This is a genomic window from Neobacillus sp. (assembly GCF_031988165.1).
Classification (GTDB): domain Bacteria; phylum Bacillota; class Bacilli; order Bacillales; family Cytobacillaceae; genus Neobacillus; species Neobacillus rhizosphaerae.
This window is the reverse complement of sequence record NZ_DALZYO010000004.1, coordinates 1-14,325: the sequence shown is the minus strand read 5'-3', so window position 1 is coordinate 14,325 and position 14,325 is coordinate 1. Positions and strand designations below refer to the sequence as shown.

The following is a 14,325-nucleotide window of genomic DNA, read 5'->3' as shown; positions in this document are numbered from 1 at the left end:
TATGACTTATATTTTAGATAGGGAGGAAATATAGAATGGTAAATACATTACCTAAAGTCGATGTGTTAACAGTCGGAGTTGGTTGGGCTGGGGGTATTATTGCAGCTGAATGTGCAAAAAGTGGCTTAAAAGTAGTCGGACTAGAAAGAGGCGGAGATCGAAACACACAAGATTGGAGCATGATCCATGACGAATTAAGATATGCCATGCGCTATGACCTGATGCAGGATATGTCAAAAGAAACGATTACCTTTCGCAATAAACTAGACCAACGGGCATTGCCCATGAGACAATTGGGCTCTTTCCTATTAGGTCAAGGAGTTGGCGGGTCTGGAGTTCATTGGAATGGGCATACTTTCCGGTTTCTTCCGTACGATTTTGAAATTAAAACAAAAACAATCGAAAAGTATGGAGCATCCAAAATTAAAAGTAATTATTTCATCCAGGATTGGGGCATTACATACGATGAGTTAGAGCCCTACTTTGACAAGTTTGAAAAAACCTGTGGAATTTCCGGCGAGCCAAATCCACTTGGTGGGAAACGGAGCAGCGATTATCCTACACCACCGATGAAAAACACGGTTATTACCAGTAAATTTAGGGACACGGCCAAAAAACTTAATCTACATCCCTTTGCACTTCCATCTGCTAACTTATCTGAGTCGTATAAAAATCCGGATGGAGAAACGATTAATGCTTGTCAATATTGTGCATTCTGTGAACGTTTCGGCTGTGAATATGGGGCAAAAACATCTCCAAATATAACGGTCATTCCAACTGCGAAAAAAACAGGGCAGTTTGAGTTAAGACCTCACTGCAACGTTGTCGAAATTATTCATGATGGGAAGAAGGCAACAGGGGTAAAATATATTGATACCATTAAAGGTGAAGAAGTAATTCAACCCGCCGATGTTGTGGTACTAACGAGTTATGTAATGAATAATGCCAAACTATTATTAGTATCTAAACTTGGCCAAGCCTATGACCCAGCAACAGGAAGAGGAGTAATCGGGAAAAATTATTGCTATCAGATTAATCCTGGTACAACAGGATTCTTTGAAAATGAACGGTTTAATTCCTATATGGGTGCTGGCGCTCTTGGCCAAGTAGTCGACGATTTTAACGGAGATAATTTTGATCATAGTAATCTTGACTTTATTCATGGCGGTACCCTTGTTGTAAGTCAATCGGGATTTCGTCCAATTGCAAGTAATCCAGTACCGTCAGGAACACCGTTATGGGGTAAAGAGTTTAAAGAGAAATCGATAAAATATTATACGAGGACAATTAATGCCGGTTTTCAAGGAGCATCCATGCCACATCGAAATAACTATCTCGATTTAGATCCGACGTTTAAAGATGCTTACGGTGTACCTTTACTCAGAATGACCTACAATTTCACTGATCAAGATCGTAATTTAGCCGACTACTTAGATAAACAAAGTGATCGAGTGATGAAGGAAATGGGCGCTGATTCGATTATGAGTGCTGCAAAATTGGCAGACTACAACATTGTTCCATACCAGACAACACATAATACAGGTGGTGTTATTATGGGAAATGATCCATCGATATCAGCGGTTAATACCTATTCACAAATGTGGGATGCTGATAATGTATTTGTCGTTGGCGCTTCCTCCTTTCCTCATAATAGCGGTTACAATCCGACCGGAACGCTAGGAGCACTTGCCTATCGAGCATCAGAGGGAATTATTAAATACAGCAAAACCGGTGGTCAGCTCGTTTAGTAACCGAAAATGGAGTCCCGTGACACCTTCTTCTATGGAACTACAATTCATTCAAAGCCCAAAACAAACATAATAAAGGCGGTGTGAGCAAAGCCGCGCTTCACCTAAATCGTGTGAAAAACGTATATTTTTCATTATAATTTAATAAGATAATTTATTTTTGCGGCGCTCCGCCCCTTTCCAAGGAAAGGAGAATGCACATGTTTCAATCGATTGGAATTCCAGGTTTAATAATAATATTAATCATAACACTTATTGTATTTGGACCAAGGAAGCTTCCTGAAATCGGGGCTGCCTTCGGAAAAACATTATCAGAGTTTAAAAAATCAGCCACAGGGATCATGAATTCTGACGAACCAGAAGTACATGCTAAGAAAAAGACTAGTGAAGACATTCAGGCTGTAACGGAACCGATGGAAAAATAAAGGAGTATGGATGGTTGAATCTACATTTATACTCTCAAGGGGAATCTGCAGAGGAACACATGAAGAACGAAGCAACGGCTCTTCTCACGCGAGAAGGGCCTTGGGTAAAATTTACTTAAGTACTTAAAAGGATGAGAGAAAATGATTTAAAGGAAGGATGGTTACATTCCTTTTGATATTAGGAAATCGAGATTAAACAAGGGCTGAGCTAATCCAAACACAGCCCTAGTTACTAGAATCTCCCCTACTCAAATCGTTCCATTTGGAATCGTAGCATCTTTCAGATGTGTTTCTAGCTCATCTTGACAAGTATCCTTCTCCTCCTCTGTCCATCCAAGAATTTCTGCCATTATCTCGATGACAGCCTGTTTCCACTCGTGAACCCATTGAATATCAAAAAATAATGCCCCGGTTCGGCGGATAAAAAAGTCCACTGGTTTGACTGTCATTTCTTCCTCTAAAGCATAAACAATTTGAACATACACCTCTAAGGGCAAACCGAATTTATTATTTTGGTCATAGGTTTTTGCTTTCTCAAAAATAACATCAATATTGGAACCGTAGCGATGAACTAATTTTTGGTATTCGTCTTTTGCGAATCCACATAACTCACCATCTTTTTCCTTCGCCTCAATGAAGGAAACAAATTTGCTATAGCCGCCAAAATGTCCACCTGAAATAGGTAAATGCTTGGTTTGGCAAGCTTTAAACGGATGCCCTACTTCACTCTGTAATGGCTTAATGATTAAGTCTACCACGGTTTCCGCCATCTTTCTGTACCCGGTAAGTTTCCCCCCGGCAACCGTAACTAATCCTGAATCAGATACCCAAATTTCATCTTTTCGGGAAATTTCAGAAGGATCCTTTCCATCTTCATAAATCAACGGTCTTACCCCTGCCCAGCTTGATTCAATATCATCCTCCTTAATCTCTACCTTTGGAAACATATAATTAATCGCTTTAATAAGATAAGAACAGTCATTCAAGGACACTTTTGGGTGAATCGGATCATTTTCATAAAAGGTGTCTGTTGTGCCCACATACGTTTTTCCGTCTCTTGGAATGGCAAATACCATGCGACCATCTGGTGTATCAAAGTACACCGCCTGTTTAAGAGGAAATCTTGTTTGATCAATAACCAAATGAACCCCTTTTGTGAGCCGCATTTTTTTCCCAGTCAACGAATGGTCTTTCTCTCGTAGTGAATCTACCCAAGGACCAGAAGCATTAATGATTTTTTTGGCGTAAATCGTGTGAATCGTCCCATTTAATAAATTTTCCACTTTAGCACCGATCACTTTTCCTGCTTGATAAAGCAGTTCAATGACCTTCGTATAGTTGACTGCTTTGACACCTTTTGCAACAGCTTCCTTTATGACTTCAATCGTCAAGCGTGCGTCATCGGTACGATATTCCACATAATAGCCGCCGCCTTTTAATCCATCTCGTTTAATAAGCGGCTCTTTCTGAATGGTATCATCTGGAGAAAGCATCGTTCGTCTTTCCCCTTTTTTAACACCAGCTAAAAAGTCATAGAGACGTAGTCCAATTGATGTGGTAAACATTCCAAATGTCCCACCCTTATGCATCGGCAGGAGCATCCATTCTGGCGTTGTGACGTGTGGACCATTTTCATAGACAATCGCCCGTTCCTTTCCTATCTCCGCCACCATTTTTACTTCGAATTGTTTTAAATAACGCAGTCCACCGTGAACAAGCTTCGTCGAGCGGCTCGATGTCCCACCAGCAAAATCCTGCATTTCTACTAAGGCCGTTTTCAATCCCCTTGTTGCAGCGTCTAATGCGATTCCACAGCCTGTAATTCCGCCACCGATGACAAGCACATCAAATTCCTCTGTAGCCATTTCCTTTAAAAGGGTACTCCTATTTAAACCTGAAAATTTTAACATTTTCACTATGATTACCTCCTATGGGGACGAAAACCTATCCTAAGTATCAACTCCCTACCCAATCCTAGACTGATACAAGATAAGCTGATTCATTTTTGCGGAGCTCCTTCTCTTTTCCTTAAAAGAGACCCTAGCAACACAATGGTTCAAATGCCACTGATTTCTATGGTCTCTCTGGTCTCTCCTGCCAAGATATTAACTTAAGTGAATGACACCATAGATTGCTACTATTTAAAAGCCCTAGCGGCGATTACGGCTTTTTTCCAACCTGTATAAAGATTTTCTCTTACCTCTTCATCCATATCAGGTGTAAATGCTTGATCCATATTCCATTGGGTAGCAATTTCTTCTTGGCTTTCCCAATAACCAACTGCTAAACCCGCTAAATATGCAGCACCTAATGCTGTCGTTTCTCTAATTTCTGGACGTTCGACTGGTACATTTAACACATCGCTTTGGAATTGCATTAAGAAGTTATTGGCAACTGCTCCACCATCCACACGCAATGCTTTAAGCGAGATACCAGAATCTGCCTCCATAGAAGTCAATACATCCTTAGTTTGGTAGGCAAGGGATTCTAATGTGGCACGGACAAAATGTTCTTTCGTAGTACCACGTGTTAAGCCAAAAACAGCTCCACGTACATCACTATCCCAATAAGGTGTTCCTAGACCAACAAATGCTGGAACGACATAAACACCCTCTGTTGATGCTACACTATCAGCATATTTCTCGCTCTCTGCAGCATTCCTAAACATACGCAGTCCATCGCGAAGCCATTGGATGGCAGACCCGGCAACAAAAATACTTCCTTCTAATGCATATTCTACTTTTCCGTTAATCCCCCAAGCAATCGTCGTTAATAAACCATGCTCAGATTTAACGGCTTGTTCACCGGTATTCATCAACATAAAGCAACCGGTTCCATAGGTATTTTTCGCCATTCCTTTTTCATAGCATGCTTGGCCGAATAATGCTGCTTGTTGGTCACCGGCTACCCCGGCAATGGGCACATTGCAGCCAAAGAAATGATAATCCACCGTTTCACTGTATACCTCAGAGGATGGGCGGACTTCTGGAAGCATGGAAGCAGGGACAGAAAGAATATCTAATAATTCTTCATCCCATTTAAGGTCATGAATATTGTACATCAATGTTCTCGATGCATTGGAGTAGTCTGTTACATGGGCTCTTCCACCAGAAAGTTTCCAAATTAGCCATGTATCAATTGTTCCAAAAAGCAATTCTCCACGCTCTGCTTTTTCTCTTGCACCTTCGACGTTATCTAATATCCACTTCACTTTTGTACCTGAGAAATAGGCATCAATTAATAATCCCGTTTTATCCCTAAATAATGGATCATAGCCCTTTGATTTTAATTCTTCACAAATCTCTGCCGTTTGGCGAGATTGCCAAACAATCGCATGATAAACCGGTTGCCCTGTTTCTTTATCCCAAACTACAGTTGTTTCCCGTTGGTTTGTCATACCAATTCCCGCAACTTGTTCTGGCTTTACGTTAGCCTCCGTTAAACAAGAAGCCATTACTGATAAAATGGAACCCCAAATTTCATTTGCATTGTGCTCGACCCATCCTGGCTTTGGAAAAAATTGTTGAAACTCCTGTTGAGCTACATGGACAATTTCTCCTTTTTTATTAAAAAGTATGGCGCGTGAACTTGTTGTACCTTGGTCTAATGATAAAATAAATTTTTCCATCCTAGATCGCTCCCTTTTATATAGATTATGCACTAATCTTTTCCATAGCTGCAACGAAAAAAGCCATACAAACAAACAGGAATCGTCATCACCGTTCCCGCCTGTTTTTATGGCTATTTCTTCTTACTTATAGGGCTGATTAAAGCTTCAGTTCGCTTTATTACTGGATTTTTTTCGATTACTGGCCACCGGCACCAACAGCGTTCTTTCCTGTTGATTTAACTTTATACATTGCTGTATCAGCACTCTTTAATAAGGATGAAGGGGTATCACCATGTTTAGATACTGCAATACCAATACTCGCCGAAATCATTAAATCCTTTACCTCTAGCTGTAACAGTCCTAAAATATCCTTCGCTTTTTCGCTCGATTTTTCTTGGTCAGCCCCAATTAACATGACAATAAACTCATCACCACCAAGCCGACTGACAAACGTACAATCATTCGAGAACCCTTTTAATCGTTGTGCTACTTCTTTTAATATGTTGTCTCCCTCTACATGACCATATGTATCATTCACCTGTTTAAATCCGTCCAAATCAATGAACATAAGGGAAACGGATTGGTCGCCAAGCAAAGACTCAGATAGTTTTTCCATAAAGTAATGCCGATTTGGAAGGCTTGTTAGAGAATCATACAAAGCCAATTGTTTTAATTTTTGATTCAAAATTTGTAACTGTATTTGTTTGTCTCTTAGTTTTTCCGATAATAATCCAACGCCAATCGAACATAAAAAAGTAACGATGGCAACACCCAGATGAAGGGCCAATTCTTGGTTGACTAATTCTGCCATTCGAAGGTATTTTTCATAAAAAAACCAAAACATGTGATAGATATTAACGGTCACTGCAGCAAAGAGTCCACCAGCAAATCCTAAATAATAGGAAAAAATAAAGCATGGAAATAGCAACAAGAACCAAACCATATCATCAATATAAAACATATCCAATCGAGCCAAAAAACCCGGGCTGATCGTTAATACAATGCACAGCCCTATGATAAACTTTGGTATTCTCCCAAAGGATTTCATATTTAAACTTAACATCATGGATTCCTTTCCCCCTTGATCAAACCTCTTTATCCCCTATCCACCAAATGAAGTTCACCTTTTTTATCTAAAAATTGATTGATATCTTTAGCAGTCATGGGTTTAGCATAATAAAAGCCTTGAATTTCATCGCAACGCATTTCACTTAAGATGTTCAACTGTTGTTCATCTTCTACACCTTCTGCGACAACTCTCATGCCGAGGGAATGAGTTAAGGAAATGATGGAATCGATTATAGCAACATCTTGTTTATTTTCAAAAATACCACTTATAAAAGAACGATCAATCTTTAAGAAATCGATTGGGAGCAATTTCAAGTAGCTCAATGACGAATATCCTGTACCAAAGTCATCCAAAGATATACTTACCCCTAATTGCTTCAATTGCTTCAATTTTCCAATCGCATCGTCGATATCATATAAGGCGATTCTTTCCGTTATTTCAAGATTTAAATACTCGGGAGACAAATCGGCCTCATTTAATACATGTTTAATCATTTTTACAAAATCATCCTGTAAAAACTGTTTGCTAGATATATTCACACAGACATGGATCTTTGGATAACCGTTCCTATCCCATTCCCTGTTTTGTTTGCAAGCCGTTTCTAAAACCCATTTCCCAATGGAAATAATGATCCCTGTTTCTTCAGCAATAGGGATAAATTCAATCGGAGATACTTCTCCAAGAATTGGATCATTCCACCTTATTAAAGCTTCCATCCCAGAAATGTTATTTGTAAAAAGATCTAATTTTGGCTGATAAACGACTTCAAGATTCTTTTGCTCCATTGCTTTTCGTAAACGTTGTTCAAGTTGAAGCCTCCGATTGGCTTGTTTTCCAAAATCGGAAGAATAAAGTTGATATTGATTTCCTCCAAATTCTTTCGCAAAATGCAAAGCGGAACTTGCCTTTTGTATCACTTCCTCCAAAGAGTCATCCCTTTCGAATTTGGCAATCCCAATACTTGCAGCAATTCGGATTTCCTGATTGACAAGACAAAAAGGTTCCGAGATGACTTCCAATAAATTACGAGCAAAATTCTGTGCCTGCTTCTCATTAGAATCTAGCAAAGAAATAATAAATTCGTCTCCTTCAGCTCGAATTGCCTTTCCATTAGGCCTTAGCTTTATAGATTCTATTATTCTTTTTGAAACCATTTTAACCAGTTGATCACCAACTTGATGGCCAAAGGAATCATTGATTAATTTAAACCGATCCAAATTTAAGCACATGATGCAAACGGGAATTCCTAAACTTTTAGATAGATTAAAGTCTTTTTTTATTTCCTTATTTATGTAATGTTTATTAGGAAGTCCTGTTAGAGAATCGTGATAAGCCAAGTATTCAAGCTCATCCTTTGTCTTCTTTTTCTCTGTTACATCTAAAGCAATTCCAATGATGGCTAAAGATCCATTGATAGAGCTTAAAGTAGCTTGAATTTCAAGGTACTTAGTTGCTTCACCTTGATCTGTTATTTGGATTTCATCGATAAAAAACGATTCTTGTCCCACTATTAATTTTTGAAAATGGTTAACGATACGGTTCCGATCGGCCTCTTTCATATAGTTCAGTAAACTTGTTCCAAGTAATTCTTTTTCTGTTAAACCAAGAAATTCGGTAATCCATTGATTAACATAAACAAGTTTGTGATTTTGAATCATAAACACGCCAACTAACGCTTTCTCGACCAGACTTTTATACCTTTCTTCTGATTCTTTTAAATGGAATTCTAGTTCCTTTTGTCTTGTAATATCAACGTTTGTCCCGTCATATCTTTCATGCTCCCCGTTCTCATTAAAAACAGGCAACCCCTGGTCAAGTATCCAACGGACCTCTCCATTGGGCCGTAAAATGCGGTACTCGTATTGATAGCCCTCTGAGTTTTCCCATTTATTATCAATTTCATCAGCAATAGACAAATCATCAGGGTGAATTGACTTTCTCCAAAATTGATTGTTTCGTAATTCCTTTTCACGGGACAATCCATAAATTTTCTCGATTCCTTTGGATAAGAGTAAACTCTTCCTGTTAGTTATCGACCAAACTCCGATATCAAGATTATGAAAAATACTTTCCAGTAAATTTTTAGTATGATTTAATTCCTTTTGTTTTTGCCGATTCCTTTTAACAAGAATCCCGATAATAATAGATACAAGTAAATTGATGGTTATCATTTCAAAGAGGAGGATCATTTCATGTTTCGTGATTCCATTTTCTTGGAAGGATTCGTCGGATAGGAAGAATAATGAAGAAGCGACAATGGCCAATCCTCCATATTTAGTTCCTTTGTTATAAACAATCAATAAAGTGGGGATAAGATAATAAAACCAAAGAACATTATGAAAATACTGATCGTCTAGATCAAAGCAATTAAATAAGGGCGGGAACAAATAGAGTCCGATTAATACGATCCATGTTTTTAATGAAATTCCCCCATACTCCTTTGATGGAAAATTTATCAATTTATTCACCTACCCTTGAATCATTTAATAAATGGCGATTACTACCTTTTTTATATTAGCATATTTTGTCGAATATTGGAGCATAAACAAATAAATGAAACATACTCCAATTTTAACTAATTGTTTTTCTGCTTTTATTTAAAAAGTCTTGTTATGATGATTTTTTTAAAACGAAAAGTAGCTCAAAGATAATTTGCCAAGGTAGGAATTAGAACGTCTATCAAATTTCTTTTATTTAACAGATCCATTTAATTAAAAAACTCCTATGTAGAAGACTTGTTTGTTTAAGAGAACAAAACAAGTTCAACAACCTCTACAATAGGAGCTTTTTTATTTCGAATAGATTTTTTCCTAAAAAGTTACTAGATGAAAATTTTTAAAATATACTTAAGTCCCAGCTATTTGCCAGCTGTTTTAATAACATAGCACCAGCTACACTGGTCCCAAACTCATCGATGGCTGGCCCATAAATGCCTATCCCGCATCCATTAATAAACGGCAATTCTTCCATTCTTACACGCGGTGGAACTGTTGCCATAATTCCCCCAGAAACTCCACTCTTTGCTGGCAGACCAATAAAAGCAGCAAATTTACCTGAAGCATTGTACACTCCACAAGTCAGCATTAAACTTTTGGCTAACCTGGCTATCTTTTTGGGGAGAATTTGTTCCTTACGGATCGGATGATATCCATCATGGGCTAGAATCAATCCTATTAAAGCGATGTCTTCTGTATTTACTTCTAAGGAACATTGTTTTAAATAAACCTCTAATGCTTGTTCAACCTCTATTTCTAAATAACCCGTCTCTTTTAAATAATAGGCTAATGCTCTATTTCGATATGCTGTTTGCCATTCCGATTGGAAAACTTCTTCATTAAATGTCGGACGTTTCCCCACCATTTTCTCCATTAATTCACATAAAGACTCTAATTTTTCTTTTGTTGATACACCCGGAAGGAGGGAAGAAACTGTTATAGCCCCAGCATTGATCATGGGATTAAAAGGTTTTCCCGGCTTATGCATTTCTAAGCGAACGATCGAGTTAAAGGGATCACCAGTTGGTTCTAAATCCACCCTTTCTAACACATAGGAAATATCATGATGCAAGCACACAGCTATAAAGCTAATAACTTTGGAAATGCTTTGCAAAGTAAAAACGACATCCCAATTACCAGATTTCATTATTGTCCCATCTGGTCCTATTATGCAGATGCCCAAATGCGATGGATCCGCCTTTTCCAAAACAGGAATATAAGATGCACATCTTCCTTCAGAAGTAAATGAACGATAATGTGTTACCCATTCATCCAAAACATTCGTATATGGGTCCTCTTTTTGTCGGTGTTCTTTGTCCTCTATTCTGGTCACTTCCATATTTTTTCAACTCCTTACTCTTTAGGTTTGCTGCTATGTTTCACTTCTCTATCTCCAATTGTGTAAAAGGAATATCGCACAAAGATTTAGTAAAAGCCTTTCCAACTTACATTTTATATTAATTTTAAATTTAGACCATAGAACAGAAAAAATACTACAAAAAATAATAAAAAATTTCCCGATGCCACTGGGGGATATTGTCCTATAGTGCTCTTCTATTAGACCGTTTCCCAGTATGACTGGGTGATATTGTCCAATAGAGCTCTTCTATTAGACAATTTCCAGGTGCCACTGGGGGATATTGTCCTATAGTGCTCTTCTATTAGACCGTTTCCCGGTATCACTGGGTGATATTGTCCTATAGAGCTTTTCTATTAGACAGTTTCCAGGTGGCACTGGGGGATATTGTCCTATAGAGCTCTTCTATTAGACAATTTCCAGGTGCCACTGGGGGATTTGTCCTATAGTGCTCTTCTATTAGACCGTTTCCCGGTATCACTGGATGATATTGTCCTATAGAGCTCTTCTATTAGACCGTTTCCCCGTGGCACTGGGGGATATTGTCCAATAGAGCTCTTCTATTAGACCGTTTCCCCGTGGCACATGGGGATTTTGTACTTTTGTGCTTCTTCTAATCTCCTTTGTTTTATTTTATCTATTGTAGGAGGAAGCATTTCTATTGCGATAAAATAAGGATTAAGATTAGTAAGTTTCATTCTTCAAATCAACAACTTACATATACACCCACATACCACAGGATGTGGTTGAAATTCGAATTCATGAAAAATAATAAATGAACTATATATTCAACCGTTTTTTATCAACTCGTCGTTAATTCATTATTTTCAAGCCTACAGTGTAGTAAATCACATCATTTAACCATTCATTTTGTAATAATAATTGTATTAACCCTAACATAGTGGAACAATAGGTGGAAATAGCCCACTTGAATGATTCCGAAAACATAAGGCTTACTATCTACGGAAAAGTCTGGGTAGTGACAGGAACTTGATATAACAGTATAATAGTCGTGGCACTAAAATAAGGGCAAAGTCACTGAAAAGTGATGACGCAAAGCTATAGGGGCTTCTGTTATTGTGACAAAGCCAGCCAGCTACCATCAATAGGAAAAGGGGAATAATTGATGTCAAAAAAAGATTGGCTTACGCCGGAAGAAGTTATGAATCGAAAAAAGAGGAAAAAAGGAATTCTATATGGCTCCATAATGATTGGCACTATAATCCTTAGTACCTTCGTGACATTTCTAGCTAACAAAATATAATGGTTTATGACGCTGATTGAATTACTCAATCAGCGTTTTTTACTTTTGCTGCGAAGAATACATAAAAATGCTTAAATGCTCCTTCAATTTATCTTAACATGATGGCTTTCAGGTCTGTTGCTTGCATTAAAGATACTTTTTAAAACCCTGTACGTTCTGCTACTTTAAATTAGATCGCTTGAATCTCTTTACCATCATTCTCTTTTTTAAAGGTGAACTTCCATTTGACAAGACTAGCAACAAAATAGAAAATAGATAGAATTAAAACATAGGTCCAGATTTGAGAGACAATTGGTGTATTCCAGATACCTAAAAAGTAAAGCAACGATGGAATAGTTAGCGTTACCCATGACAGTACAAATGCAACGATACCAATGTATTCATCAATTTTCTTTTTAAGCGTATTAGATAAAAAGAAAAGAAACCATAAAAATGCCCACATTCCCCATGTTAATGCACTGACCACATCATGAAAGTGGATAATAGATGTAATGGTATACACAACCGCAATAATAGCAACCCATAGGCAAAACCAACCGAGACCGTTGCCCTCAAGCCCCTTCAATACGGTTACCCCCACATATAAATAGGTTAAGCCAAATAAAAAAATCGCCGCTATATTATAAAGATCCCAATTATTTTGATTCGAAACCATGAGTAAATAAAATGGAATAATGATTTGAATGGCTCCTACGAAAATATTAAAAATCCCAACACTCTTTGCTTCAGCCTTCCCTAATGACATTAAGCTGTTTAGAAATAAAACGGCACCTGAAAGAAATAAACCAACATAACTCATATCAATCGTTGTGAAAAGCCCTTTTCACAACATTCCCCTCCTTTTAAAAAAGAAAAAGCAGTTTCTCTTCTCTATTAAGAAGAGAAATTGCCTTTTCAACCAATATTAATAAACCCATACGTACAATCACATTTGCCCGGTTGCTCTTTAAGGGCATTAAATACTTTTTTATCATGTAACAGAACGCGAACGTCTTCATACTTACATTAATAGTTCCAAAGTAACTATAGCATACGTTGTGAACAAATGTTAAGCTTCCTTTGAAAAAATGTAAACTTAATTTTTACCACTTTCCCCATAATCGCCCTTTGCTGAGTGGCATCTGCTCCCGACCTACAGTTCGTTTTTCCTTCACTCAAATATTAAACTGCCTATCATGGAATTAAGAAAAGCGCAAGCTTCCTTTGCGCGGCGTATGGACTGGAACACTTTGACTGAGATAAATGTAAACTCGCCGACTGGCAAGCCGTTAGGCGAAGACAGAGGCGTAGTTGAATTTATGCGTTCAGAATTTAGGAAATAAATTCTGATTAGCTAAAGGAAACACGGAGAGCGATAGCGATCCGATGTTGACTTATCGTAGGGAAAAGGGCGAAGTACACTAGCCGCTGGGCGCTGGAGCTGGACAATTCTCAAAGTCGAAAATTTTATACTTATCTCATCAAAAAAACCGGGCAATAAACCGCCCGGTCCTCTTTTGTTAAGCGAATGTCCGATCACTTTTACTTGGACATTCTTAGATTATCTACATAACTTCACGAACGATAGAAACCAGCTTTTAAGCCGTAACGGCTGAAAAACTTCTTGCTACATCTGCAACTTTTGCTAAACCTTCCGCAATAATAGTTTGCGCTTTGTCTGGAGCTGCATTATGACCTTCAATAATGACTTCATCAACGATTTCCATACCGAATACGCCGCCAAAAACATTTTTCATATAAGTTGCAGCCATTTCCATTGGTGCAGTCTCTGGAGTTGAGTAAATGCCGCCGCGTGCACTTAGAATAACAGCTTTTTTGTCAGTCATTAAGCTGACTAATTGGCCATTTTCGTTATATTTGAATGCGAAACCAGCTGCATATACATAGTCGATAAATGTTTGTAATTTAGCAGGGATCGTTAAGTTCCATAGTGGGAATGCAAATACAACTACGTCTGCTGCTGATAATGCATCCATTGCTTTTTGTTTTGCAGCTAAAATACGTTGTTCAACGTCAGTCATCGCTTCGCCTGATTGCATTTTACCAAAAGCGTTGAATAAATCTTGACCAAAGTAAGGCATATCTTCTGCAAATACATCGTAAGTTGTTACATTTACACCTTCTAAGTTCTCCATGAAAGTTTCATACATTTTACTTGATACAGCTTCTGAAGCTGGACGGTTATTTGCTTTTACGACTAATATGTTCATTATATTATAAGTCTCCTTTAATTATCTTAGTTGCGAGTATCTCAGATTCATAATATATGAAACTCGAATAAACGTCAACTAAAATACACTTTTTGACTTCTCCCCATGGATAAATCCAGGGGATTCTTTTTTAAACCTTCATCAAAG

The 14,325-nt window shown here is 37.9% G+C and carries 10 protein-coding genes and 1 riboswitch; of the genes, 3 read left to right on the top strand and 7 right to left on the bottom strand.

All coding sequences use genetic code 11. The features are described 5' to 3' along the window. Window positions 1–35 precede the first annotated feature (35 nt). Both RTR43_RS03210 and tatA read left to right on the top strand, forming a co-directional pair. Window positions 36–1,748: a GMC family oxidoreductase gene (locus RTR43_RS03210; RefSeq protein ID WP_312469626.1), complete on the top strand. Its 1,713-nt coding sequence runs from the start codon at window positions 36–38 to the stop codon at window positions 1,746–1,748. A gap of 200 nt (window positions 1,749–1,948) precedes the next feature. Further along, window positions 1,949–2,173 carry a twin-arginine translocase TatA/TatE family subunit gene (gene tatA / locus RTR43_RS03205; protein ID WP_312469623.1) on the top strand — a complete coding sequence of 75 codons (225 nt, stop codon included), beginning with the start codon at window positions 1,949–1,951 and terminating at the stop codon, window positions 2,171–2,173. 248 nt (window positions 2,174–2,421) lie between these two features. Here tatA and RTR43_RS03200 read toward each other — a convergent pair whose 3' ends face one another. The 5 genes from RTR43_RS03200 to RTR43_RS03180 form a co-directional block, all read right to left on the bottom strand. Further along, window positions 2,422–4,083, bottom strand: coding sequence for a glycerol-3-phosphate dehydrogenase/oxidase (locus tag RTR43_RS03200; RefSeq protein ID WP_312469795.1), 1,662 nt, complete (start codon window positions 4,081–4,083; stop codon window positions 2,422–2,424). Between the two features lie 227 nt (window positions 4,084–4,310). Beyond that, complete coding sequence (gene glpK, locus RTR43_RS03195; RefSeq protein ID WP_312469621.1) at window positions 4,311–5,801, bottom strand: glycerol kinase GlpK; 1,491 nt, start codon at window positions 5,799–5,801, stop codon at window positions 4,311–4,313. Between the two features lie 178 nt (window positions 5,802–5,979). Next, window positions 5,980–6,849, bottom strand: a complete 870-nt coding sequence (locus RTR43_RS03190) for a GGDEF domain-containing protein (protein ID WP_312469619.1) — start codon at window positions 6,847–6,849, stop codon at window positions 5,980–5,982. 29 nt (window positions 6,850–6,878) lie between these two features. Continuing rightward, complete coding sequence (locus RTR43_RS03185; protein ID WP_312469617.1) at window positions 6,879–9,311, bottom strand: sensor domain-containing protein; 2,433 nt, start codon at window positions 9,309–9,311, stop codon at window positions 6,879–6,881. 376 nt (window positions 9,312–9,687) lie between these two features. Further along, window positions 9,688–10,686, bottom strand: coding sequence for a glutaminase (locus RTR43_RS03180; RefSeq protein WP_312469615.1), 999 nt, complete (start codon window positions 10,684–10,686; stop codon window positions 9,688–9,690). Window positions 10,687–11,722: 1,036 nt separating this feature from the next. After that, window positions 11,723–11,808, top strand: a riboswitch (cyclic di-GMP riboswitch). 22 nt (window positions 11,809–11,830) lie between these two features. Between RTR43_RS03180 and RTR43_RS03175 the strand changes: the two genes are divergently transcribed. After that, the gene (locus tag RTR43_RS03175; protein ID WP_312469613.1) at window positions 11,831–11,968 is read left to right on the top strand and encodes a hypothetical protein; all 138 of its coding nucleotides are present in this window, start codon (window positions 11,831–11,833) and stop codon (window positions 11,966–11,968) included. Between the two features lie 169 nt (window positions 11,969–12,137). On the opposite strand, the gene RTR43_RS03170 is transcribed toward RTR43_RS03175, so the two are convergent. Then, window positions 12,138–12,767, bottom strand: coding sequence for an AmiS/UreI family transporter (locus tag RTR43_RS03170; RefSeq protein ID WP_312469611.1), 630 nt, complete (start codon window positions 12,765–12,767; stop codon window positions 12,138–12,140). Between the two features lie 778 nt (window positions 12,768–13,545). Next, window positions 13,546–14,178: an FMN-dependent NADH-azoreductase gene (locus tag RTR43_RS03165; RefSeq protein WP_248734404.1), complete on the bottom strand. Its 633-nt coding sequence runs from the start codon at window positions 14,176–14,178 to the stop codon at window positions 13,546–13,548. Between the last annotated feature and the right edge of the window lie 147 nt (window positions 14,179–14,325).